The organism is Catenulispora sp. GAS73 (genome assembly GCF_041262085.1).
In the GTDB taxonomy this organism is placed as follows: domain Bacteria; phylum Actinomycetota; class Actinomycetes; order Streptomycetales; family Catenulisporaceae; genus Catenulispora.
This window is the reverse complement of record NZ_JBGCCM010000005.1, coordinates 60742-84405: the sequence shown is the minus strand read 5'-3', so window position 1 is coordinate 84405 and position 23664 is coordinate 60742. Positions and strand designations below refer to the sequence as shown.

22 protein-coding genes and 1 pseudogene are annotated in these 23664 nt (G+C 70.2%); 12 read left to right on the top strand and 11 right to left on the bottom strand.

Features of this window, described 5'->3' with window-relative positions; all coding sequences use genetic code 11:
- Positions 1-13 precede the first annotated feature (13 nt).
- The 5 genes and pseudogenes from ABH935_RS09065 (at position 14) to ABH935_RS09045 (ending at position 4219) form a co-directional block, all read left to right on the top strand.
- Positions 14-1102, top strand: coding sequence for a substrate-binding domain-containing protein (locus ABH935_RS09065; RefSeq protein ID WP_370377356.1), 1089 nt, complete (start codon positions 14-16; stop codon positions 1100-1102).
- Positions 1102-2232 (top strand): ABC transporter permease, encoded by a 1131-nt coding sequence (locus tag ABH935_RS09060; protein WP_370377355.1) that lies wholly within the window; start codon positions 1102-1104, stop codon positions 2230-2232. The genes ABH935_RS09065 and ABH935_RS09060 overlap by 1 nt, the downstream gene beginning before the upstream one ends.
- The gene (locus ABH935_RS09055; protein WP_370377354.1) at positions 2229-3179 is read left to right on the top strand and encodes an ATP-binding cassette domain-containing protein; all 951 of its coding nucleotides are present in this window, start codon (positions 2229-2231) and stop codon (positions 3177-3179) included. The genes ABH935_RS09060 and ABH935_RS09055 overlap by 4 nt, the downstream gene beginning before the upstream one ends.
- Positions 3109-3369, top strand: a pseudogene (locus ABH935_RS09050) (hypothetical protein); the annotation flags it as partial. The gene ABH935_RS09055 and the pseudogene ABH935_RS09050, both read left to right, overlap by 71 nt.
- Positions 3370-3508: 139 nt before the next feature.
- Complete coding sequence (locus tag ABH935_RS09045; protein ID WP_370377353.1) at positions 3509-4219, top strand: inositol monophosphatase family protein; 711 nt, start codon at positions 3509-3511, stop codon at positions 4217-4219.
- Here the strand turns inward: ABH935_RS09045 and ABH935_RS09040 are convergent.
- The 5 genes from ABH935_RS09040 to ABH935_RS09020 are packed head-to-tail and all read right to left on the bottom strand — an operon-like array spanning position 4208 to position 8096.
- Positions 4208-5497, bottom strand: a complete 1290-nt coding sequence (locus ABH935_RS09040) for an MFS transporter (protein WP_370377352.1) — start codon at positions 5495-5497, stop codon at positions 4208-4210. The genes ABH935_RS09045 and ABH935_RS09040 overlap by 12 nt on opposite strands.
- Entirely contained in the window at positions 5494-5631 is a 138-nt protein-coding gene (locus ABH935_RS09035; protein WP_370377351.1) for a hypothetical protein, read from the bottom strand. The genes ABH935_RS09040 and ABH935_RS09035 overlap by 4 nt, the downstream gene beginning before the upstream one ends.
- A complete protein-coding gene (locus tag ABH935_RS09030) occupies positions 5628-6281 on the bottom strand; it encodes a helix-turn-helix domain-containing protein (protein WP_370377350.1) in 654 nt (217 codons plus the stop codon). The genes ABH935_RS09035 and ABH935_RS09030 overlap by 4 nt, the downstream gene beginning before the upstream one ends.
- 55 nt (positions 6282-6336) lie before the next feature.
- Complete coding sequence (locus ABH935_RS09025; RefSeq protein WP_370377349.1) at positions 6337-7008, bottom strand: 4'-phosphopantetheinyl transferase superfamily protein; 672 nt, start codon at positions 7006-7008, stop codon at positions 6337-6339.
- Complete coding sequence (locus ABH935_RS09020) at positions 7005-8096, bottom strand: alpha-hydroxy acid oxidase (protein ID WP_370377348.1); 1092 nt, start codon at positions 8094-8096, stop codon at positions 7005-7007. Before ABH935_RS09020 ends, ABH935_RS09025 begins: the two co-directional genes overlap by 4 nt.
- A gap of 124 nt (positions 8097-8220) precedes the next feature.
- On the opposite strand from ABH935_RS09020, the gene ABH935_RS09015 reads away from it, so the two are divergent.
- Both ABH935_RS09015 and ABH935_RS09010 read left to right on the top strand, forming a co-directional pair.
- Positions 8221-8691 (top strand): GNAT family N-acetyltransferase, encoded by a 471-nt coding sequence (locus ABH935_RS09015; RefSeq protein ID WP_370377347.1) that lies wholly within the window; start codon positions 8221-8223, stop codon positions 8689-8691.
- A 23-nt stretch (positions 8692-8714) separates the two neighbouring features.
- Positions 8715-9668 (top strand): hypothetical protein, encoded by a 954-nt coding sequence (locus ABH935_RS09010; protein ID WP_370377346.1) that lies wholly within the window; start codon positions 8715-8717, stop codon positions 9666-9668.
- Positions 9669-9717: 49 nt separating this feature from the next.
- Here the strand turns inward: ABH935_RS09010 and ABH935_RS09005 are convergent, their stop codons facing one another.
- Positions 9718-10584, bottom strand: a complete 867-nt coding sequence (locus ABH935_RS09005) for an Fpg/Nei family DNA glycosylase (RefSeq protein WP_370377345.1) — start codon at positions 10582-10584, stop codon at positions 9718-9720.
- A 187-nt stretch (positions 10585-10771) separates the two neighbouring features.
- Between ABH935_RS09005 and ABH935_RS09000 the strand changes: the two genes are divergently transcribed.
- Both ABH935_RS09000 and ABH935_RS08995 read left to right on the top strand, forming a co-directional pair.
- Entirely contained in the window at positions 10772-11641 is an 870-nt protein-coding gene (locus ABH935_RS09000) for a thioredoxin family protein (protein WP_370377344.1), read from the top strand.
- Positions 11617-12162: a hypothetical protein gene (locus ABH935_RS08995; RefSeq protein WP_370377343.1), complete on the top strand. Its 546-nt coding sequence runs from the start codon at positions 11617-11619 to the stop codon at positions 12160-12162. Before ABH935_RS09000 ends, ABH935_RS08995 begins: the two co-directional genes overlap by 25 nt.
- On the opposite strand, the gene ABH935_RS08990 is transcribed toward ABH935_RS08995, so the two are convergent.
- On the bottom strand, positions 12066-13109 hold the full coding sequence (locus ABH935_RS08990) for a DMT family transporter (RefSeq protein ID WP_370377342.1): 1044 nt from the start codon (positions 13107-13109) through the stop codon (positions 12066-12068). The genes ABH935_RS08995 and ABH935_RS08990 overlap by 97 nt on opposite strands.
- 83 nt (positions 13110-13192) lie before the next feature.
- Here ABH935_RS08990 and ABH935_RS08985 point away from each other — a divergent pair, with 83 nt between their 5' ends.
- The 3 genes from ABH935_RS08985 (at position 13193) to ABH935_RS08975 (ending at position 17346) form a co-directional block, all read left to right on the top strand.
- Positions 13193-14095 carry a LysR family transcriptional regulator gene (locus tag ABH935_RS08985; RefSeq protein WP_370377341.1) on the top strand — a complete coding sequence of 301 codons (903 nt, stop codon included), beginning with the start codon at positions 13193-13195 and terminating at the stop codon, positions 14093-14095.
- A 1180-nt stretch (positions 14096-15275) separates the two neighbouring features.
- On the top strand, positions 15276-16388 hold the full coding sequence (locus tag ABH935_RS08980; RefSeq protein ID WP_370377340.1) for a glutamate-cysteine ligase family protein: 1113 nt from the start codon (positions 15276-15278) through the stop codon (positions 16386-16388).
- A 40-nt stretch (positions 16389-16428) separates the two neighbouring features.
- On the top strand, positions 16429-17346 hold the full coding sequence (locus ABH935_RS08975; RefSeq protein ID WP_370377339.1) for an NAD-dependent epimerase/dehydratase family protein: 918 nt from the start codon (positions 16429-16431) through the stop codon (positions 17344-17346).
- 3 nt (positions 17347-17349) lie between these two features.
- Here the strand turns inward: ABH935_RS08975 and ABH935_RS08970 are convergent, their stop codons facing one another.
- From ABH935_RS08970 to ABH935_RS08955, 4 genes are all read right to left on the bottom strand, one after another.
- Positions 17350-19263, bottom strand: coding sequence for an ABC transporter ATP-binding protein (locus ABH935_RS08970; protein ID WP_370377338.1), 1914 nt, complete (start codon positions 19261-19263; stop codon positions 17350-17352).
- Positions 19260-21062: an ABC transporter ATP-binding protein gene (locus ABH935_RS08965; protein WP_370377337.1), complete on the bottom strand. Its 1803-nt coding sequence runs from the start codon at positions 21060-21062 to the stop codon at positions 19260-19262. Before ABH935_RS08965 ends, ABH935_RS08970 begins: the two co-directional genes overlap by 4 nt.
- A gap of 27 nt (positions 21063-21089) precedes the next feature.
- Positions 21090-21854, bottom strand: coding sequence for a Clp protease N-terminal domain-containing protein (locus ABH935_RS08960; RefSeq protein ID WP_370377336.1), 765 nt, complete (start codon positions 21852-21854; stop codon positions 21090-21092).
- Between the two features lie 155 nt (positions 21855-22009).
- Positions 22010-23638 (bottom strand): M4 family metallopeptidase, encoded by a 1629-nt coding sequence (locus tag ABH935_RS08955; protein ID WP_370377335.1) that lies wholly within the window; start codon positions 23636-23638, stop codon positions 22010-22012.
- Positions 23639-23664: the final 26 nt, after the last annotated feature.

Genomic DNA, 23664 nt, shown 5'->3' with positions numbered 1-23664 from the left:
GGAGGCAGCACGTATGGCACCGAGGAGACGTCTTCAGAAACCTGGACTCAAGACAACTGGATTCGGCCGGCTGCTGACCGCGGCGCTGGCCGCCCTGCTCCTGCTCGCCGGCTGTTCGTCGAGCTCGTCCGGATCGTCCAAGACCGGGGCCGCCTCCGGCTCCTGCCCCTACACCTTCGCCGTCATCACGCACGGCGACAACGGCAACTTCTGGAGCGTGGTCTACAAGGGCGCCAAGGACGCGGCCAAGGACACCGGCTGCAAGCTGTCCGAGACCTACGGTTCCCAGCAGCAGGGCCAGGCCCAGCCGGACGACAACGCCGAGAACGCGCAGATCCAGAACGCGATCAACGCCAAGGTCAACGGCATCATCGTCTCCGACCACGCGCCGAGCGTGATGAACTCCTCGCTGGCCGCCGCTTCCGACGCCGGGATCCCGGTGGTCCTGGTCAACGCCGGCTGCGACGACGCCGACATCGCCGCCGCCAAGGCCCTGACCTGCGTCGGGCAGCCCGAGCAGCTGGCCGGCAAGCAGGCCGGGCAGCGGTTCGCCAAAGAGGGCGCGACCAACGTGCTGTGCGTGATCCACCAGTCCGGGCAGAACCTGCTGGACCGCTGCAACGGCATCGCGCAGGGCCTGGGCGTCGGGCAGCAGTGCTCGACCTCGTCGGCCCCGGCCTCCGGCCCGGCGTGCACGGAGCTGATCCTGTCCACGCCGAACGCCGCCTCCAACCCGCAGCAGGCCGTCGGCCAGGTCACCGCCTATCTCCAGTCGCACCCCGGTGTCAACGCCGTGATGACGCTGAACAACGCGATCGGCCAGGCGCTGGTGGTGGCCAAGCCGGCGAACGTCAAGATCGCCACCTTCGACCTGTCCAGCGACGTGCAGAACGACCTGCAGGCCTCGCCGCCGACCCTGGACTTCGCCGTGGACCAGCAGCAGTACCTGCAGGGCTACCTGCCGGTGGAGTTCCTGTACCTGTACGCCAAGCACGAGGGCAACGCGGTCGGCGGCGGCACCACCGTGGCCAGCGGGCCCAAGCTCGTCGACAGCACGAACATCAAGTCGGTGGCCGCCGCGATCGCGGCCGGAGACGACTGATGACCAGCGCCGACGTCGCGGTGGCCGGGCCCGGGGAGGCCGGGCCGCCGCCCGGCGACCCGCCCGAGGCCGACGTCGGGGCGGCCGAGGGCCGAGGCGCCGAGGCCGGCGTGCTCACCAGGGCCCTGCGACGCCCGGCGCTCGGGGCGCTGCTCGGCGCGGTCGCGGTTTTCGTGGTGTTCGCCGTCACCGACAGCACCCCGCAGCACCTGTGGCTGACGCAGACCGGCTTCCAGGCCTGGGCGCAGCAGGCGGCGTTCTTCGGGATCATGGCGGTGCCGGTCGGGCTGCTGATGATCGGCGGCGAGTTCGACCTGTCGACCGGCGGGATGACCGGGTTCTGCGCCATCATCATGGCGCTGCTGGTCGGGAACGAGCACTGGAACGCCTGGGCCGCGGTGGCGGTGACGTTCGCCTTCGGAGCGGCGATCGGGGCGGTCAACGGGATCGTCGTCACGCGGTCGGGGCTGCCGAGCTTCATTGTCACGCTCGCGACGTACTTCGTGTTCCGCGGCCTGTCGGTCGGCGGCGTGCTGAAGGTGAACCACGGCAGCACCAGCATCGGCCTGACCGGCACCGATCATCCGGGGCTGAAGAGCGCCAAGGACGTCTTCGGCGGTTCCTTCGCACACAGCAACGGTCTGCCCGCCGGATATCAGGACGCGATCCTGTGGTTCGTCGGCGTCACGGCGGTCGCCGTGTGGCTGCTGGGCCGGACCCGGTTCGGGAACTGGGTGTTCGCCGTCGGCGGCGACGCGGACGCCGCCCGCAAGGTCGGTGTGCCGGTGCGGCGGACGAAGGTCCTGCTGTTCATGGGGACCTCGACGGCCGCCGCGCTGGTCGGCGTCATCTCGTTCCTGCAGAGCAACACCGCGGTGTCCGAGCAGGGCGTGGGATACGAGTTCTACTACATCATCGCCGCGGTGGTCGGCGGGTGCCTGCTCACCGGCGGGCACGGCTCGGCGCTCGGGGCGGCGTTGGGGGCTTGCATCATCGGGATGGCGTTGCAGGGCGTCATCTACTCCGGGTGGGACAGCTCGTGGGACTTCACGTTCCTCGGGGCGATCCTGTTCCTGGCCGTCGCCGTCAACACCCTGACTCACCGGAGAGCGATGAGGGCGCGCCGATGACCATGCTGCTGGAGGCCGACGGCGTCGGTAAGTACTTCGGAAACGTGCGCGCCTTGAGCGAGGTGTCGCTGTCGGTGCGCGCCGGGCAGGTGACGTGCGTGCTGGGGGACAACGGCGCCGGCAAGTCGACGCTCATCAAGATCCTGTCGGGCGTGTTCGCACCGGATGAGGGCGAGGTACGCGTCGACGGTGCGGCGGTGAGGTTCCACAGCCCCCGCGATGCTCTGTCCGCGGGTATCGCCACGGTCTTCCAGGACCTGGCGATGGTGCCGCTGATGGCGATCTGGCGGAACTTCTACCTGGGTTCGGAGCCGACGAAGGGGTGGGGGCCGTGGCGGCGCTTCGATGCCCGCGCGGCCCGGGCCGGTACCCGCGAGGCGCTGGCGGCGATGGGCATCGACCTGCGGGACCCGGACCAGCCGGTCGGGACGTTGTCCGGCGGGGAGCGGCAGTCAGTGGCGATCGCGCGCGCTGTGCACTTCGGGGCCAGGGTGCTGATTCTGGACGAGCCGACGTCCGCGCTCGGGGTGAAACAGGCCGGGGTCGTGCTGCGTCGGGTAGTGCAGGCGCGCGAACGCGGGCTCGGCGTCGTGTTCATCACCCACAACCCGCACCACGCGCATCCGGTGGGGGACCGGTTCGTGGTGCTGAACCGGGGCCGGCTGCTCGGGGATTTCGCCAAGGACGAGATCGGGCGGGACGAGCTGGTGCGGTTGATGTCGGGTGGGGCGGAGCTGGAGACGCTGGGGCATGAGCTTGAGCGGATACCAGGGATCGCCGCTCCGACGGAACCTCAGGCCGGGTCGGCACCGTCTGATCTGCGGGCCGTTCCGGCCCCGGCTGAATCGCAGGACGGTCCGGAACCGGCTCAAACACATGCCGCTCCGGTATCGACGGAATCGCAGGCCGGTCCGGCGCCGGCTGAAGCGCTCGACGAAAACGGTTGATCGAAGGACTCTGAGGGACCTTGCCATGCCGCTGCCCCGCCCCGCCACCCTCGGCGCGATCCGCGTCGCCCGGGAGGCCGCCACCCTGATCCGCCGCTCGGCCGCGCCTCGGCGGCTGCGCTTCAAGGCCTCGTCCGCGGACCTGGTCACCGCCACCGACCTGCGGGTCGAGCGGCTGATCCGGTCCTGGCTGAAGGCCACCCATCCCGAGCACGCCATCGTCGGCGAGGAGGGCGGCGGGCTGGCCGAGATGGATCCGTCGCTCCTGGCTGAAGGCCACCCATCCCGAGCACGCCATCGTCGGCGAGGAGGGCGGCGGGCTGGCCGAGATGGATCCGTCGCGGCCGACGTGGTTCGTCGATCCCGTGGACGGCACGACGAATTTCGTGCGCGGGATCCCGCACTGCGCCTGCTCGATCGCGTTCTGGGACGGGCAGCGGCTCGCCTTGGGCGTGGTGGCCGACGTGGCGCGGCGCCGCATCTACTGGGCCGAGGCCGGACGCGGCGCCTACGAGGGGCGGCGTCGGCTGCGGGTCTCGCCGGTGCGGCGGCTGGACCGGGCGGTGCTGGCCACCGGCTTCCCGCCGACCCGGTCCTTCGACACCGACGACAACCTCGCGGAGTTCTCCTCGGTGTTCCGGCAGTCGCGGGACGTGCGGCGGACCGGGAGTGCGGCGATCGACTTGGCGTGGGTCGCCGCCGGGCGGCTGGACTGCTACTGGGAGCAGCGGTGCGGGCCGTGGGACTGGGCCGCCGGGGTGCTGTTGGTGCGGGAGGCCGGGGGGAAGGCGACGACGTATGCCGGGTTGGAGTGGCATCCCGGGGATGCGGATCTGGTGGCTTCCAACGGGCCGGTGCATCCGGCGCTGATCGAGGCGTTCTGTGAGGCTCGGGCGAACGGCGGTCTTCCGGCGCGGCCGCCGCAGCCGGTGTTCAGTGCGCCGGCGGTGGCTCCGGTTGCTGCGCCTGCTTCGTCGACGGCTTCCTCGGCTTCCTCGTCGTCGGCCTCGTCGTCGGCCTCGTCGGCTTCAGCTGGGTAGTTCGCGCAGCTTGCGCAGCGGCGAGCCGAGGAGGAACAGGACGCTGCAACAGGCTCCGATCGTGGAGATCCCCAGGGCGGTGCGGATCCCCACGGTCGTGGCCAGCCAGCCGCCGGTCAGCGCGCCGAGGGGGCGGATGCCGTAGTTGATGGTCTGTAGCACGCCGGAGATGCGGGAGCGCAGGTCGTCGGGCATGACGGCGGTGATGTAGGCGTTGCCGCAGATGTCCAGGACCATGACGCCGAGGCCGGACAGGAATTCGTACACGAACAGCGTCAGCACGATCAGTGCCTTCGGGCCCGAGGCGAGCACGACCAGGATGTGCGGCGCGGCGAAGCCGAGGAAGCCGAGCGTCATGCCCATGCCGATGCCGATGCGCGCCACGACGCGGCTGGTCAGCGCCGCGCCGACCAGGCCGCCGACCGCGCCGGCGCCGAGGGCCAGGCCGAGCAGGCCGGCGTTGATGTGGAGGTGCTTGGTCGCGTAGAGGATGAACAGGGCCTGGAAGATGAAGTCGAAGAAGTTGACCGTGCCGACGGCGCCTTGCAGGGCCCTGATGCCGGGCGTCGCGACGATCCAGCGCAGGCCGTCCAGGAAGCCGCCTTTGACCTCGCGGTCCGGCACCGGCTCGGTCGGCGAGATCCGGCTCAGCGCCACGGCCGAGGCCAGGTAGCTCGCCGCGTCGGCGACCAGCGCGAACGGCGCGGTCAGGAGCTGCACCGCCAGGCCGCCGAGGCTGGGCCCGGAGACGTAGGCGAAGGCACGACTGCCGTTGCTGAGCGAGGAGGCCTGCATCAGCTCGGCATTCGGGACCATGGCCGCGAACAGGGTGTTGTCGGAGATGCTGAAGAGCACGGCGAGCGTCCCGACCACGAGCTCGGCGACGATCAGCTGCGCCAGACTCAGCACGCCGAAGGCATAGGCGACCGGCACCGACAGCACGGCCAGGAACCGCCCGAGGTCGGCGAACAGCATGATCAGCCGCCGACTCCGCCGCCGATCCACCCAGATACCGGCCGGAATCGACAGCAGCAGCGCGGGAATCATCGGCGCGGCGGTGAGCCACGCCATCGCGGTCGCGCCCGCACCGAACAGGAGCACAGCCGCCAGCGGCATCGCGATGCGATGCACCTCGTCGCCGATGAGCGACACGCTGTGCCCGAGCCAGAAGCGGCGGAAGTCGCGGCGGCGCAGGACCGCGGGGACGCGGTGCTGGAGGGCGGACGGGACCAGGCGGGATATCGCGCCCTCGGGGGGCGCTTCGGCGGCGGCGGTCACGAGGGGCTGCCGGACTTCAGGATGCCGGCGGACTTCGAGATGCTGGCGGGCGCGGCGGTGGGCTTGGCGGTGGCGAGTGCGCCGGCTGGTGGCCGGATGAGTGCAGTGTTGACCGCCGATGCCGCGCCGATCATGACCGACCGTCCTGTGCCTCGTCGCCGCTGGGTTCAGTGTCGGCCTCGGTCTCGGCGTCGGTCCCGGAAACCGGCCCCCGATCCTTCCGGAACGCGATCCGCAGCATCTGCACCAGCTCCGCACCCTCGGGCCGCAGCTCGGGCCGGGTGTTGCGGTCGGCGAAGCGGTCGGTCAGGGCGCTGATCGCCTCGGAGAGCTCGGCGAGCTCGGCGGCTGTCAGGTAGAGCAGGCGGTCGCCGAATTCCTCGGCCTCCTGCCATTCCGCGGGCAGTTCGTGGGCCGTCCTCTGGGCCCGGGCCACCTCCTCGAAGTAGAACTGCGTGAAGAACGTCCGGGCTTCGCTCCACGCGGCTCGGACCGCCGGGTCCGCCGAGGTGCTCGGGATGTTCGTGTACTGCGCCGTGGCCCGCCACGGCTTCTGCCGTCCGGGCCCGGGCACTTCCTCGACCACGCCGTACTTCGCGAGCATGCGCAGGTGGTAGCTGCAGCTGGCCACCGACTCGCCGGTCAGCTCGGCGGCGCGGGTCGCGGTCAGCGGGCCCTCGGTGCGCAGCAGTCCCACCAGGTGCATCCGCGTGCGGTGTGCGTAGGCGCGGATGGCCTGGGGGTCGTTCAGATGCAGGACGTCATCGTGCTCTGAGCCGGTCATGCATCTAAAGATAGCTTTCTAAAGAAACCTTTACAAGCCTGCGCCGCACCTCGGCTCACTCTTCGTAGGTCCGCACCTCCACCTGGAACGGGGCCTCCCCGAACATCGCGACCGCCGCCCGGTACCCGCTCGGCACCGCCACCGGCGCCACCCGGTGCCGGTGCGAGCTGGCCGGCTCCACGCACGCCACCAGGTCCCGCTGTAACACCGCCGCCTTCGTGTTCGCCCAGCCCAGGCCGCCGGCCACCTTCGCCACCGCCTCCTTGCGGGTCCACAGGCGCGCGTAGCGGTCGGTCTGCTCCAGCAGGTCCTGGCCGCCGGCGACGTAGCGGGCCTCGAACGGCAGGAAGTACCGCTCCGACATGTCCACCGGGTCCAGGCTCTCGGTCAGCTGCCGGACGTCCACGCCGACCTCGCGGTTCGCCGCCACCGCCAGCAGCGCCAGCGCGCCGTCGTGCGCCAGGCTGATGTGCGGGCCGCCGTCGGCCAGGGCGGGCTTGCCGTTGGCGTCGGCGGCGAAGGCCAGGGTCTGCGGCTCGACGTCCAGCTCGCGGCCGAGGATCACGCGGCGCGCGCCGTGCGCCACCAGGTAGCGGTGCCGGTCGCGCTCGCGCAGGAAGTCGGCGGCGTGCGCGAACTCGCCCTCGTCGAGCAGCCGCTCGTAGCGCTCGGCGGTGTCCGGGGTGGTGTCGGTGTCGATGATCCACACGCGGATCCGGTCGGTCATGGCCGCACCGCCGAGCGGTCGATGTCGGCCAGGGTCGCGGTGCCCATCAGGGTCATGGTGTGTTCGAGTTCGGAGGTGGCCATCCGCAGGACGGCCTCGACGCCGTCGGCCCCGTCCGCGGCCAGCCCCCACAGGAACGGCCGGCCGATCAGCACCGCGTCGGCCCCCAGCGCCAGCGCCGTGAACACATCGGTGCCGCGCCGGATGCCGCCGTCGACGAGGACCGGCATCGAGCCGGAGACGGCCTCGACGCATTCTTCGAGCGCGTCGATGCTCGCCACCGCGTTGTCGAGCTGGCGGCCGCCGTGGTTGGACACCACGATGCCGTCCACGCCGTGCTCGGCGGCCAGCCGCGCGTCCTCGGCGGTGAGCACTCCCTTGAGCAGGATCGGCTTGGCCGTCCGGCCGCGCATCCAGGCCAGGTCTTCCCAGGTCAGGGTGCGGTCGAAGGAGATCTCGGCGTGCGCGGAGATCGCCGAGTCCGCCTCGTGGGCCCGGTGCGCCTCGGCCATCACCGCCGGGTCGACGTTCACGGCCGCGACCCCCTCGGGCAGGGTGAAGCCGTTGCGCATGTCGCGCAGCCGCTGCCCGATGCGCTTGGCGTCCAGGGTCACCACGAACGCCTCGTAGCCGCCGGCCTCGGCGCGCTCGATCAGCTGCTCCAGGACGGCGCGCTGCCGCAGCCAGTACAGCTGCAACCACAGCGGGCCGGTCGCGGCCTCGGCGATGTCCTCCAGGGTGCGGCTGGCGAAGATGCCGACGACCGTCAGCGCCCCGGCCCGGCCCGCGCCGCGGACGGTGGCGGCCTCGCCTTCGGGGTGCAGCAGGCGGTGGTAGGCGATCGGGGCCAGCCCGACCGGGGTCGCCAGGGCGGTCCCGAACAGGGCGGTGCGGGTGTCGATCTTGTCGACGTCGGTGAGGACGCGGGGGCGCAGACGGTGGCGGTCATAGGCGGAGGTGTTGGCGGCCAGGGTGCGCTCGTCGCCGGAACCGCCGTCGACGAAGTCCCACACCGGGCGGGTGACGTGGCCGGCCGCGAGGTCGCGGAAGTCGGTCAGGCGCAGTGGAGCGGCGTTTTGGGTCCCCATGGAGTTCACGTTTCCGAGCGGTGCCGCTCCAAACCGCCGCCGGGCGCTCCGGTGCGGGCGGCGCGACCTGGGTCAGGGGCGGTGGCAGCGATTTGTTGTCAGTAGGTCGCAATAGTCTTTTTCCATGAGCGAACCCGTCTTCCGCGAGATGCGCGAGAGCGACCTGCCGGTGCTGTTCGAGATCCAGTGTGACGCCGAGGGCCAGCAGATGGCGGCGTTCACGAGCACCGCGAACGATCGCGAGGCGTATCTGGCCAAGCACCGCCGGCTGCTGGCCGACGACCGGATCGTGCGCGTCGTGGTGGAGCTCGACGGCGAGGTCGTCGGCAGCGCGGCGTCCTTCCCGCTGGGGGAGGAGATCGACGTGACGTACTGGATCCGGCGCGAGTTCTGGGGCCGCGGCCTGGCCGGTGCGGCGCTGGCGGCGGTGCTGGAGCAGCTGGCGGTGCGGCCGGTGTTCGCCTCGGCGGCGTATGACAACGCGGCGTCGATGCGGGTGCTGGAGAAGAACGGGTTCAAGCGCGTGGGGGAGGAGCGGGCGTTCGCCGAGGCGCGCGGGGAGGAGATCGAGGAAGTGATGTTCCGGCTGGACTGAGAGGCGATTATGATCGAACCCTGATGACGAATACGGACGCGAGCGCGGGTGCGGCTTCCGGTTCCGAGTCTGGCGCTGACCCCGGGCCCGGTTCGGCCGACACCGCCGATGCCGCGGTCGCCGCGGCAGAGCGCTGGTTCGTCCGCAACGGCGTGCCGCACTTCGTCGAAGAGCACTACTACGTCGCCGGCCTGCCCGCCTTCCTGCGGCCGTTCGCGGCGGCGATCCGGCTGACGCGGCTCACGACGATGATCGGCTTCTGGTCGGTGCGCCGGGTGTTCGCCGAGGTCCGCGAGGTCGGCCACCTGGCCGTGCGCGCGCTGCCGCTGCTGGCGCTGTTCGGCATGGTCATCTTCTTCACCCGCGACTTCTGGCTCATCTCGGCGGCCCTGACCTCCGGCTGGCTGTGGGTGACCTCGGCGTTCTTCATCATGTTGATCCAGGCGTTCCTGATCGCGCGGCTGCCCGAGGAGTTCGTCACCCTGCCCAGCGCCTGCACACCGGAGCGGATACGAGCCAGCTGCGTGGCCACGCCCTTGGCCTCGCTCGCCGAGACCGAGCAGGAACTGGCCACGGACCCGGCGCTGGGCCTGGGGCAGCGCCGCAACATGTTCATGTACCTGGTGCTCACCCAGACCATCCAGATCAGCCTGCTCAGCTGGACGGTGTTCTTCTTCTATGTGGTCTTCGGCGCCATCGCGATCCGGCCGGAGGTGCTCAAGGACTGGTTCGGCCACGTGCCGCCGGACGCACACCTGTGGGGGATCCGGATCCCGGCCGTCAGCAGCGAGTTGCTGCACGTCGCGGTGCTGCTGGCAGGGCTGAGCGCGCTGTACTTCGCGATCACGGCGCTGACCGACGCGGTGTACCGCCGCGAGTTCTTCGACCGCACGTTGGCCGAACTCGACAAGGCGATTCACATGCGCTGCGCGTATCTGACGGCACGCAGCAAGTGCGGCAAGTCCCTACCGCGCTGAGTCGGGCAGCTTTGAGCCCCGCCGCTTTGAGCCCCGCCGCGTCAGACCCTCACTTCAGCAGTCGCGAGAGCCGCCGGTCGGCCAGCGGCTTGCCGCCGGTCTGGCAAGTCGGGCAGTACTGCAGCGAGGAGTCGGCGAAGGAGACCTCGCGGATGGTGTCGCCGCAGACCGGGCACTTCTCGCCGGTGCGGCCGTGGACGCGGAGGCCTGACTTCTTCTCCGCCTTCAGGTCCTTCATCGGTAGGCCGCGGGAGCGTTCGACGGCGTCGGTGAGGGTGCTGAGGGTGACTTCGTAGAGGTTGGCGACTTCTTCGGGGGTCAGCTTGGCCGCCAGCTTGTACGGGGACATGCGGGCGGCGTGCAGGATCTCGTCGGAGTAGGCGTTGCCGATGCCGGCCAGGACGCTCTGGTCGCGCAGGACGCCCTTGATCTGGCGGCGCTCGCCGTCCAGCAGGCCGCGCAGGACGTCGACGGTGAATTCCGCCGAGAGCGGGTCGATGCCCAGGCGCGCGATGCCCGGGACGTCGTTCGGGTCGCGGACGACGTAGACCGCCAGCCCCTTCTTCGTGCCGTACTCGGTCACGTCGATGCCGCTGCCGGCCGGCTCGTCCATGCGTACGCGCAGCGCCAGCGGCCCCTTGCCGGGCCTCGGCGGCGCCGTCGGCAGCTCCTCCTGCCAGCGGACCCAGCCGGCGCGCGCCAGGTGCAGGACCAGGTGCAGGTCGCCGGCGCTGATGTCGAGGAACTTCCCATGCCGGCCCACTCCGCTGACCACCTGGCCCTCCAGGGCCGACAGCGGCGGGTCGTACGTCTTGAGCGCGTGGATCGCGACCGGCGTGGCCGCCGCGACGGCGTGTCCGGCGAGGTGCTCGTCCAGGAACGCGGCCAGCGCCTGGACCTCCGGCAGTTCGGGCATGACAGCAGTCTGCCCGCTGGCGCGGCGCCGCGCTCGCTGGGGCGGTTCGGGGCGGCGAGCGCCCGGCGGGTGAAAAAGGGCGCGCCACGCTGCCGGTTCTGCGGTTTGGCGGGCCGCGTTGGCTAGATTCCGGCCATCCGCTAGTGAATCGGGAGCAGTCGTGCGCAAGTGCGTGTCAATGGTCGCCGTGGCGTCGGCCACCTTCGGGCTGGCCGCGTGTTCGGCCACCGATCGGGGACGGGAGCCGGCCGCAGCCTCGCAGCCGCTGAGTGCGCAGGCCGAGGGGCACGCGGGGCGGGTGCATGCCGCGCCGGTCGCGGTGGCTCCGGCGGCGGCGCAGGGGCAGCCTCAGGGGCAGCCTCAGGGACAGGGGCAGGGGCAGAACCAGCAGGCGGCCCCGGGCGCACGCGCTGCCGCTCCTGGCGGTGCTCCTGGCGCTCTCGGCACTACCGCCGCCGCGCCCGGTACCACGGCCAACGCCGCAGGCCTCGGGCCCGTCGGCGCCCCGGTGCTCATCCCCTCCAGCACCACCGACGTCGCCCCGCAGTCGGCGCACCCGCACGCCGCCGCGCCGCGTCCGGCCGCCGCGCCCGCGGCCCCGGCGCTGGTCCCCGCCTCGCCGCGTCCGGCGCCGGCTCCGCCGTCGGCACAGGACCCGCACGCTCAGGACCCGAACCTCGCCTACGACCCGACCGCCTCGGCGACGGCACAGATCGTGGACGCGGTCGCCGCCGCGCACATGGACGGCAAGGCCGTCCTGCTCGACTTCGGCGCCAACTGGTGCACCGCATGCCGGGCGCTGGACAGGGCGATGCACACGCCGAAGGCGCAGGCCGTCCTTGCGCAGTATTACCACGTCGTGCACATCGACCTGGGCAACTCCGACCCGCAGCATATGGCGCTGGCCACGCAGTACGCCGCATTGGGCACGTTCGGGATGCCGCTGCTGGTGGTGCTGAACCCCGACGGGACCGTCCGCGCCGACTCGGCGCACGTCGGCCAGCCGAAGTACGACGAGGCGGGCCTGGCGGCGTGGCTGAATCAGTGGGCGCGATGAAGGCGTCCAGCGTTCTGACGCTCACCGCGCTGTCCGGCGTGCCGGTGCTCGCTGCGCTGGCGTTCGCCGCGACTGTGCACCGGCACGCCTCCGACGTGGGCTTCACCGACCAGGGCGTCAACGTCGCGATGCATCTGTCGCCGGACGGCTCGAAGCTGCTGACCACGTTCACGCCGCAGCGTCCCGGGTTCCACCTGTATAGCGTGGGCCTGCCAGCCGACGGTATTCAGGGTCTGGGCCGGCCGACGCGGGTGGAGGTCGGCGGGGCGCTGCGTAGTCGGGGTCCGCTGACGGCTGAGTCGCCGGTGCGGATGCTGTCGATGCAGGGTACTGACGTGACGTTTCCGGTCTATCCCGACGGCCCGGTGACTACTGAACTGCCGGTGGATGTGGATGCTCACGGAACAGCGCAGGTGCTGGTCAGCTATGCCGCGTGTAGTGCGCAGGAGTGTTTGATGCCGGTGAGTTCGCATCCGGTGCAGTTGACGGCGTCTGTGCTGTCGGCGATGCGGGCGCGGTGAGGTTGGCGGGTCCGGTGGGCGCGGTGGGTCCGGTGGGTCCGTTCGATGGACTGGCCCCAGTAGGTCCCGGCCAGCATCAGTGCTGCTCCGGCGATGGCTGGCGCTGCTAGGTGTTCGCCGCCGAGTGTGACACCGGCGGCCACGGCCCATACCGGTTCGGTGCCGAGCAGCAGGCTTGCGCGGCTGGCTGAGGTTCGGCGTACGGCCCAGGTCTGCGCCACGAAGGCGAATACGCTGCAGAACACGGCAAGGTACGCCATCTCGGCCCATGTGGTTGCGCTGGCGTGCGCCAGTTTCGGTAGGTCGGCGGCGGCTGGGAGGACGAACAGCGCTGTTCCGACGTAGGTCTGCACGATCGTCAGGCTGAGCGGCCGGATGTCGTCGGCGGCGGTGAGTCGGCCGACGAGGGCCACGTGGCCCGCGCGGACCACTGCGGCGGCCAGCATCAGCAGGTCTCCGACGCTCGGCGTGTGGAGGCCGCCGCTGCCGCTCATCAATAGGCCGACGGCGACGATACAGAGCCCTGATGCGGCGAAGTAGCGCGCGGGGAGTGCGGCGCCGCGGCGGTCGAGGAGGGGCGTGAGGATGATCGTCAGGCTGATGATGAGGCCTGCGTTGGCGGCGGAGGTGTGGGCCACGCCGAAGGTCTCGATGATCAATACGGAAGCTTGAGTGAGGCCGAGGATGGTGCCGGTGCGTAGCTCGGCGCGGTTCGGGCGTAGTTCGCGGCGTGCGGCCAGCAGGGCTGAGCCGGAGATGGCCGAGAGGGCGTAGCGGGCGAGGAGGACTGCCAGGACCGAGGTCGCTGCGGCTGCCGACTTCGCGGCGAGGTAGCTGGAGCCCCAGACGAAGGCGACGAGGAGGAGGGTCGCGTCGGTGCGGTGGTCGGGGTGATGGGCGGTGGGGTGGTTGGGGCGGTCGGGGTGGCTGGGGGCTGGGGAGGTCACCTGGCAATCGTCGGGTTCTGCGCATGGTGTAGTCGAGGACGTCATTCTCAACCAACCATGAAGTTTCTCTACACTGTCGGGTTATGGACGAACGCCAGTTGCGTATCCTGCGTGAACTCGGTGAGCTGGGCAGCGTTGCGGCTGTCGCTGAGGCGCTGCTGGTCACGCCGTCGGCGGTGTCGCAGCAGCTCCGGCTGTTGCAACGCAGCGTCCCGGTGCCGCTGACCGAGCGCTCCGGGCGGCGGCTGACGCTCACCGCGGCTGGGCAGGCGCTCGCCGATGCGGCGATCGAGGTCGAGGCTGCGTTGGCTCGGGCTCGGCAGGTGGTGGACGAGTTCGTGGCCGAGCCGGGCGGGACGGTTTCGGTCGCGGCGTTTCACAGTGCGGCGCTGGTGTTCTTCCCGAGGCTGTTGCGGGCGCTGGCTGAGCCTGGGTCGCCGCGTCTGGCGCTGGCGGATCAGGACGTCGCGCAGGAGCAGTTTCCGAAGCTGACGCGTGAGTATGACCTGGTGCTGGCGCACCGGTTCGACCACGCGCCGCCGTGGCCGCGCACCGTCACCGTTACGCCGCTGCTGCACGAGCCGCTGGATATTGCGCTGCCGGTCGGGCACCGCCTGGCGGCCAAGGCCCGGCTGACGCCGAGCGACGTGGCCGGCGAGCCGTGGGTGTCGGTGCACGACGGGTTCCCGGTGCTGCCGCTGGTCGAGGCGATCGGGACGGCTGCCGGGCGGCGGCTGGAGTTGGTGCATCGGGTGAACGAGTTCAGCGTCGTCGCGGAGTTGGTTGCGGCTGGGGGTGGCGTGATCGCGTTGCTGCCGCGCTGGACTACGCGGGAGCATCCTGGGGTGGTGCTGCGGCCGCTGTCGGGGGTGCGGGCGCGGCGGCATATTGATGTGTTGCAGCGGCCTGAGGGTTCGGTGCGGCGGGCGGTGCGGATGGTGGTGGGGGAGTTGCGGCGGGTGGCGGGGGAGGTGGGAGGGTGGTGAGTGGGGGTTGGTGGTGGGGTCGGGGCTGGAGCGGGGGCTGGAACTGGAGTGGGGGATAGGGCTGGGGCCGGAGTTGGAGCGGGGACTGGTTGCGGGTTTCGGCGCCGGGCGGGGCGAGGTGGTTGGTGGGTGATCTGGGGTGAGGTTGGTCTGTATGTGCGGCTGGCCTGTTGTTTGACAGGCGATTTTTACGGCTTCGCGCATGGGTTGATGGCCTCGCAGGGGGACGCAGTTCGGTTGAGCGCCACAGGTCGCGCTGGCGGCCGCCGGCAGTGGTGTTGGTGTCGGTGGCGCGTGCTATATCTATCGATAAGGGGCGATAATGTCCTAACAAAATGCCGCCATATACGACCGCGCGACGGTTCAGGTTTCTGCGGCGTCGCGTTGGCGGCTGGCGGTTTGCGCGTGCAAGACCACGCGCCGGTCCGAGTCACTGCGCATGTCGTAGGCGGCAATCGTCGTGCGTGGTGGGCGCCTTGAGGCCTCCGGCGGGCGCTCTACAGCGAGGGGGCGACCCGCGCGTCGGGCTTGGGGGCGCCGGTCCGCGACTGGTCGGCTTCCTATCCGCTGTTGCCTGCGCTGCGCTGTCTGCTGGCGGTCGCTGCTTGTGGTCACCAGGGTTCTGGGCCCCTCGCCGCGTCGTCGCCGTAAACGGAACCAGCCCGGTCCGGTGGTGTCCAGCCGCATCGCTGCTGCTGTGGTGCTGCTTCGTCCGGCTGGACACCACCGGCCCGGGCAGGTTGGCTTCGCCCGCCGACGCGGCGAGGGACCCAGAACCAACACCCCGCATGGTCCGGTCGGACTCTCTCGCCACACCCGCCCCTCCCGCCCCATGCCTCCCGGCGTCGTCCCAAGTTGCGTGTTGCGTCATTTGGCGCTTCCGAGCCGCGTCCGGCTGCGGATTCCGTTGAACCGCCAGAGTCTGTGGCCGTATTGACATCAGGGGTCTGATTTTGGTGTTGGGTCCGGGCGGCGCTCCGGGCGGGCGGGGAGCTGTGTGGGGTACGAGATGGTACGAGATGGGCAGACATGTGCGTGCGCGTTCGGGTGCGTGTGCGGAGGTGTCGTGTCGTTGTTCCGCCGTTCTTCGTGCGGGCGGGCCCGTCCGTGATGATCAGGGAAGGGACGGTGTTCGGTGTCTGCGTCACACATCTCGGTTGATCAGGTCCTCACGATCGGTGTGGAGGAGGAGTTCTATCTGGCCGACAGGGAGTCGTTGCGGGCGGTGTCGCGGGGGAGTGAGGTTGTCGCCAATGCTGGGGCGGTGTTGGGGGAGCGGGTTCAGGCGGAGTTGTTCGCCAGTCAGGTCGAGCTGGTGTCCGCGCCGCATATGGCGGCGGCGGATCTGCGCGACGAGCTGCTGTTTCTGCGGCAGACCGGGGCGGCTTTTGCGGCGTCGTCGGGGTGCCTGCTCGTCGCGTGCGGGAGTGCGGTGTTGAATGACTGGCCGTTGCCGGTGTTCGACACGGGCCGCTATCGGGAGATCGGGCGCCGCTTCGAGTCCGTCCTGCATCGCATGCGCGCTGAGCCCAGCGGTTGCCACGTCCACCTCGGGACGCTCGCTTGGTCCGAGGCGCTCGCGCTGACCAATCACCTTCGGCCGTGGCTGCCGGTCCTGCAGGCGCTGTGCGTGAACTCGCCGTTCGCGGGTGGGCGGCAGCGCGGCTGCCTGTCGTGGCGCTACTTCGACTTCGGTACCTGGCCGCAGGCCCGCCCGGCGCCCATCCTCACCGAGTCCGTCTATGCCCGGCAGATGGATTCCTGGGTGTCCGACGGCAAGATCCTGGATCGCCGGATGATGTACTGGTACGCGCGCCCCTCCGAGCACGTCCCGACTGTGGAGATCCGCGTCGCAGATGCCAACTGGGACCTCGATGTCATCATGCTGATGGTCCTCCTGGCCCGCGGTCTGGGTACCGCCCTGCTGGCCGAGATCCGCGCCGGCGGCTGCTTCCCGCAGATCGGCCGGGGCCAGGTCGAGCGCGCTCATCGCCTGGCGGCCGCCACCGGCCCCGTCGGCCCGGGAATCAGTCCCCTGACGGGCGCCGCCCTCCCGATGAGCGCCTGCCTGCAACTTCTACTGGACCGCGCCCGCCCCGGGCTGGAGGCGGCGGGCGACGTCGAGCTCGTCGCGGAGCTGATGGCGAACCTGCGCGTCCGGCGCACCGGTGCGGAGCGCCAGTTGGGCCTGGTCCAGAGTGGCGGAACGCTGCGTGACCTGGTGCGCATGGCCGCGATCGAGGAGGTGGCCGATGACAGCGTGATGGCGGAGCCGGCACGGCCGGGCCGGTAGTCTGCATCGTCGAGCCCTGCTACCACGCGAGGAGGACGACGTGCGGGTGCTGGTCACAGGGGCGTTCGGCTACGTAGGACACGCGGTGACCCGCGCGCTGCTCGACGCCCGCCACGACGTCGTGGCCATGACCACACAACCGAACCGCTCGCGCCCCTCCACCGGAGTGAGCCTCGCCGTCGCGGACCTGCGCGACCCGGGTCGGCTGAAAGCCGTCGTCGACCGCGCCGACGCGGTCGTCCACCTGGCTGCGCTGACCCGGGTCCGCGAGTCGTTCGAGCAGCCCGACGCCTACGCCACGGTCAACACGATCGGCACACGAAACCTCCTCGCGGCTGTGGCGGACACCGGACGCGTCATGCCTTTCGTCCACGCCTCCACCGCCGCTGTCTACGGGGCCCCGACGAAGCAGCCCATCGACGAGGACTGCGATGCCGCGCCGAGCAGCCCCTACGGCGTGACGAAGCTCGCCGCCGACGCCGCGGTGAGCGAAGCCGCCGCACGAGGCATCATCGCCGGAGTGAGCCTGCGCGCCTTCAACATCGCAGGTTCGGTCGACCGGCGCCCCGACCCCGACCTGACCCGCATCATCCCCAAGACGCTCGCGGTCGCCGCCGGGCGGTTCGACCACCTCACCGTCAACGGGGACGGCACCGCGATCCGCGACTACGTGCATCTTGCCGATGTGGCCGACGCCTTCGTCAAAGCCCTGACACTCGCCACGGCGGGCACGTTCGCGATCTACAACATCGGTGCCACCCCGGCCGGCGTCGCCCAGATCATCGACGTGGCGCGGACGATCACCGGACGAGAGATCCCCGTCCAGTACAACCCGCCGGTGCCGGAGGCTCCAGAGCTCCGGGCCGACACCACCCGCGCCCGGAGCGAACTGGGGTGGTCCCCGGTTTTCTCCAGTCTGGAGCAGATCATCGGCGATTGCTGGGACGCGCAGCGGTGACTCTCAGCGCACCTCAGCAGCCTGACTCGCCCACCTGGCGTACATCCGGCTGTACTTCCCGGCTGCCGCGACCAGCTGCTCATGCGAACCGACCTCGACGATCCGCCCCTCGTCCACCACCAGGATGCGGTCGGCCTTCCTGGCAGTGGAGAGCCGGTGTGCGATCAGGATCGCGGTGCGCCCCTCCAACAGCACGTCCAGAGCCTGCTCGATCTTCGACTCGGACCGCAGGTCCAGATTCGACGTGGCCTCGTCCAGCACCAGCACCCGGGGCTGAGCCAGGAACGCCCTGGCCAGGGCCACGAGCTGCCGTTCGCCGGAGGACAGGGACTGGCCGCGTTCCTGGACCACGGTGTCCAGGCCGTCGGGCAGCCGGTCGACCACGCCGACCAGACCGACCACCCGCAGCGCCTCCCGAATCCGTTCGTCGGAAGCGTCCGGTGCGGCGAAGCGGATGTTGTCGCGGAGCGGCCCGGCGAACAGGAACGGCTCCTGCGGCACGACGCCGAGCTGCCGGCGCAGCGACTCGATCCGCACGCCCCGCAGGTCGTGCCCGTCGATCAGCACCCGCCCGGACGTCGGGTCGTAGAACCGCGTGACCAGTTTGGCGAGGGTGGACTTGCCGGCTCCGGTCGGACCGACGAACGCGACGGTCTCGCCGGCCCGGATCTCCAGCGATATTCCGGAGAGCACCGGCCGGTCGGGGTCGTACCCGAACGTCACGTTTTCGAAGACCACGTGCCCTGCGACCGTCGGCAGTTCGACGGCACCGGCGACCTCCTCGACCTCCGGCCGGGTGCCCAGCAGCTGCCGCAGCTTCACGATCGACGACTGCCCCTGCTGGTACGTATTGAACTGTTGCACCAGCTGTTGGATGGGCTGGAAGAAAGCCCCCAGGGAGAGCAGGAACGCCACGAGCTGGCCGATGGTCAGCTGTCGGTGGGTGACCATGGCGGCGCCGACGGCCAGCAGCACGGTCTGTCCGACGATGCCGATGACCTGGGTGCCAGGTGTGTAGATCGAGGTGATGCGTGCGGTTCGCACATTGGCGTCGTAGTACTCGCCGGTGATCTGCCGGTGGTGTTCGGCGTTGTGCTGCTGCCGGTTGTGCGCCGTGACGATGCGAACGCCGTGCAAGCTTTCGGAAAGATCGGCGGTCACGCCGGCGACGGTGTCCCGCACTTGGAGGTAGCCCTTGGCGGACGCGCGGTGGAACCACACCGAGAACACGGTCAGGATCGGCACTACCAACACGATCGTGATGAGCGCCAGCTCCACGTTGTACATGAACAACAGCACCGAGACGACGACCATGGTCAGCCCCTGCACGGCGAACTGCGCCAAGCCGTCCTGCAGCAGCTGCTGGAGGTTCTCGATGTCGCCGGTCATCCGGGTCATGATCACCCCGGCCTTCTCAGCCGTGTAGAAGCTCAGCGACAGCTGCTGCAACTGAGTGAATACCCTGATTCGCAAATCGTTCATCACCCACGCCGCGATCCGCCCCGTCACCCGTACCCGCGCGGCCTGCGTGAGCCCGGTGACCACCAGCCCGACCAGGTACACGACCGCGACCAGCGTCAGTGTGCTGGGATTGTGCGCCAATACGCCGTCGTCGATCCCGAGCTGCGTCAGCTTCGGACCGGCCTGCAACGTCAGCGCTTCTACGACCACGAGCACGCCGGCCACTAGGGTCATCGACCGGTAGGGCCGGATCAGCCGCCGCAGCGTCAGCTTGGCGCCATCGGGATCGGGGCGGCTGTGGTCGAAGACGACTTTGGGCAGGGTGTGTTCCGGCTCGGTTCTGAGCAGCTTGTCGACGCTCGCTCGCATCTCCGGCGGGACGCCGGCGAAGGGCAAACCAGTCGCGGCCGCTCTGCCGACGTTGAGCGGCGGGCCGCCACCTCCGGGAGTCGTCATCGGCTCACACCTCCAAGCTCCTCGATGCTCTCGACGCCCTCGTCCGCCTGCGCGAGCACTTCCGCATACAGCGGCGTCCCCGCGAGCAGGTCCTGGTGCGTGCCGTCGGCGACGATCCGCCCGCCGTCCAGCAGCACCACCCGGTCGGCCAGGCTGATCGTGGACGGCCGGTGCGCGATGATCAGCGTGGTCCGGCCGGCGAGCAGGGTTCGAAGCCCGGCATGGATCTCCTGTTCCACCTCGACGTCGATGGCGCTGGTGGCGTCGTCCAGGACCAGCACCGGCGGATTCACCAGCAGCGTCCGGGCGATGGCGACGCGCTGCCGCTGCCCGCCGGACAGCGTGTACCCGCGCTCGCCGATGACGGTGTCGTATCCGCTTGCCAGCCCACTGATGAACTCGTGCGCCCCGGCCAGCCGGGCCACGCGCTCGACGTCGGTGATGTCCGCGTCCGGCCGGCCGTAGGCGATGTTGTCGCGGACCGAGGCCGAGAACAGGAACGGCTCGTCGAGCACGATGCCGACGGTGTCCCGCAGGCTGTGCAGGGTCAGGTCCCGGACATCGTGCCCGTCGATGCTGACCGAACCGTCGCGTACGTCGTAGAAACGCGGCAGCAGCCTGGCCAGAGTGGACTTCCCAGAGCCGGTCCGGCCGACCACCGCCACCGTTTCGCCGGGGCGCAGGTGCAGCGAGAAGCCGTTCAGGACGTCGGGGCCGTCGCCATAACCGAAGGTGACGTCGTCGAACCGGACGTCGCCGCGTGCCCCGGTGAGTTTCAGTGCCCCAGGCGCGTCTACGATCTCCGGTTTCTCGTCCAGCACCTGATACAGGCGCTTGGCCCCGGCCGACGACCGCTGTCCCAACATGATCAGGTTGCCGAACACCTGGAAGGGCACCTGGAGCATCAGAAGGTACGCGTTGAAGGCCAGGATCGCGCCGATGCGCATCTCGCCCCGGATGACGAGGTTCCCGCCGTACAACAGCACGATCGCCATCCCGACGCGCGGCAGGTTCTGCACCAGCGGTGTCCAGCGGGCTCGCAGGTCGGCGTCCTTCACGGTGGCCCACGAGACACCTGTCGCAGCCTTCTGAAGCAACGCCAGCTGACTGCGCTCGGCCCCGAACGACTTGACCACGCGCACGCCGTTGATGTTCTCGTCCACCACGGTCGCGACCTCGGCCAACCGCGCCTGGATCAGAAAGGACGCGGGAAACAGCGAGCGCTGCATGCGCCGGCTCGCCACGAACAACAGCGGCATCGGCAGCATGGCCAGGACGGCCAGCGGGACGTTGATCGCCAGCATGTACCCGAACGCCACCAGCGAGACACCGCACTGCACCAGCAGGTACGGCGCGAACGACAGATACAGCTGCACCGCGCGGATGTCGGAGTTGGCGCGGGAGATCAGCTGCCCGGTCTGCACACGGTCGTAGAAGGGGAACGACAGGCCGGTCAGGCGGCCGTACATGATGGTGCGCAGGTCGTACTCGATCTTGGCTGCGGCACGTGCCAGCAGCTGCTTGGACGCGTAGCCGACGACCAGCATGACCACCGTCAGCCCGGCCAGCCACCACAGATAGTGCGACAGCGTCACCCCGCGCGCGACGATCGAGTTGTCCACCGCGTCCTGGATCAGGGCCGGTATCTGCACGGCCACCAGCAGGCCGGCCGCGGACATCACCAGCGCCGGGCCGAACATCCACCCGTGCGACCGAACCAGCGGCCACGCGCGGCGCAGCCAGGAGCGGCTCGGATCGGGGTCGATGGCGGCGCTCGGCGGGGGATACGTCTTGCTCACCTGAGTTCCCCGCTCAACGACCGGTCGCTACTTGCCGGGCGCTTCGGGCGCTTCGGATGACTCCGGCGACTCGGATGAGTCCGGTGATTCAGGGGTCTCAGACGACTCGGCCCGCTCGGCGAGCTCGGCCTTGACCGTCTCGTACAGTCCGGCCGCCGTGAAGCCGAGGTCGCGCAGGATCCGCGCGGCCAGGCCCTCCTCCGTGCGGATCAAGCCGAGCAGCGAGTGTTCCGTGCCGACCCAGCCGGTGCCGAGCTCGGCCGCCACGCCGGACGCCAGTTTGATGGCGGCCGTGCTCTCCGGCCGGAAGGCGATGTGGCCGCGCAGTGCCTTCTGCCCGGCCGGCGGCAACACCTCCTCGATCGCGTCGCGGATACCCTTCTCCGACCCGACCTTCGCTGTCAGCACCTGATACGCCGCGCCCCGCGGTTCCCCGAGCAGGCCGAGCAGCAGGTGTTCGGTGCCGATGGCGTCGTGCTTGTACGCTCGCGCGGCCTCCTGCGCCAGCACGATGGTGTGCCGGTTGAGGTCCGTGAACCGCTCGAAGGGGTTGGGCCGGTGGCGCTGCTGGGCGGCCTGCTTGGTCACGCCGATGGCGTCGCCGATCTCGCTCCACGAGGCGCCGGCCTCCTTGGCCTTGCTGACGTAGTAGTCGACGAGCTGGTCGCCGAGGTCGGTCAGCGTCCGGTTGCGCAGCTGGGCCTCGCTCACGCGGGCCAGGTAGTCGGCGTCGGGCAGCTCCTCGTCGAGGCGGGCGATGAGGTCGGCGAGGCTGATGTTGAGCGGGCTCATGCCGTCAACCGTAGCTTGACGATCCGGGAGCGTCAACTTGTAGTTGACGCTCTCACAATCCGAGCACGGATCCGCGCGCCCGCCGCCGCAGCGACGGGCACGCGTCCCTTCATCCTTCCTGTTCAGGTGTCAGCGCAGGTATCAGCACACTGAGGTCATCGCCGAACGGCGCTTCCGCCTGTGCACGTCGGGTCGCCGGACTGGGCCGGCACGCTCACCGCGTTCCACGCCGCCTGGACCGAGTTGAACTCGGCGCAGGTCGGGTCCAGGTTGATCGCGGCCTGCAGGGTCCAGGTGCGGTAGGTCAGGTAGGAGCTGTCAGAGTTCTTCATCAGCTGGGCGTTGTACAGGACCTTCAGCGCGTTCTCCACGCCGATGCCGGTGATGGTCGAGCCGTCGCAGGTCGGGCTGGTCGGCCCGGTGCTCGGGTTGGAACCCTGGGCCAGCAGGTAGAACCAGTGGTTGCCGGGTCCGGCCGCCTGGTGGACCTCGTCGCCCGGTATGGCGTCGGAGTAGCAGTCCGGGTCGCCGTTGACCTGCGAGGGGTCGTACAGGTTGCGGATCGGGCCGGTGCCTTCGAGGTTGACCTCGGCGCCGACCACCCAGTCCACGACCGCGTACGGGGAGGGCTCGTTCGCGAAGTACTTGCTCGACTGGCCGTAGACGTCGGCTATCCATTCCTGGGTGCCGTTGTTGGAGATGCCGCCGGGCGTGTGGTCGTCTATGCCGTGGCCCATCTCGTGGTCCACGACGTCCATCGCCGAGATCCACTGGCCCGCGGTGTTGTGGCCGACCTGGACCTCGGAGCCGTCGTAGTAGGCGTTGACGTCGTCCAGCCCGACCCGGATCGGCCAGGCGCCGCCGTTGCCGTCGAAGCTGTTGCGGCCCAGCCACTGCGACAGCATGTGGTTCTCGGTCTCGGCGCTGTACAGGGCGTCCGCGCACGCGGTCTCACGGTCGGTGGCGTCGCCGATGCCCCAGGAGTCGGTGGACTTGGTGAACGTGGTGTTCGTCGCCGCGTCCTGGCAGGCCAGCCCGCTGACGCTCGGGTCCGCCAGCGAGTACGTCCCGCCGGAGTTCGTGGTGTCGACGCTCAGCGGCTCCGGGCCGTTCCACACCGCGTTCGCGGTGCCCTCCGTGACGTGCTCCTGCGTGTGCAGCACGCGTCCGGTGGTCGCGTCGACGTCCACGCTCAGCCGGCTGACGCCGTCGCCGCCGATGCCGTCCACCGTGGTCTCCCACGCCAGCGCGGCGGGACCTGCGCCCAGGGCGAACACCACCAGCCTGGTGGGCTCGACCTTCGACACCTTCTTCAGTTGGTGCTCGGCCACTGCCGCGCCCTTGGCGGCGCTCAGCTTGGGCGTGGTGGACAGCGCGCCGATCGGGTGCTGCTGGGCGACCGAGTGGAACACGGTGTGCCCGGCGCCGTCGGTGACGATGACGAAGTCGCCGCCGACCACGGGCAGGCCCGAATACGTGCGCAGGTAGGGGACGTACTGCGTGCCCTGAGCGGTGACGACCTGCTGCCGCTGGAACTGGTCGTGCGCGGTCGCCATCAGGAACGCCGGGTGGGTGGCCACCAGGGCGTCGGCGGAGCGCGCGGCCAGAGCCTGGATCGCGGCGGGGGAGGCGGGGGAGGCGGCGGAGCCGTCCCGGTGTGACGGCGACGCGTTGGCATACGCCGCCATCGTGGTGGACATCGCCAGGACAGTCGCGCCGGCGGTGAAGCCGACCGCCAGACGCCGGATGCTTCGGCGCTTGGCAAGGGGGTTGCGTTGTCTCACGGCCATTCCTTTCGCGTAAGACGAGG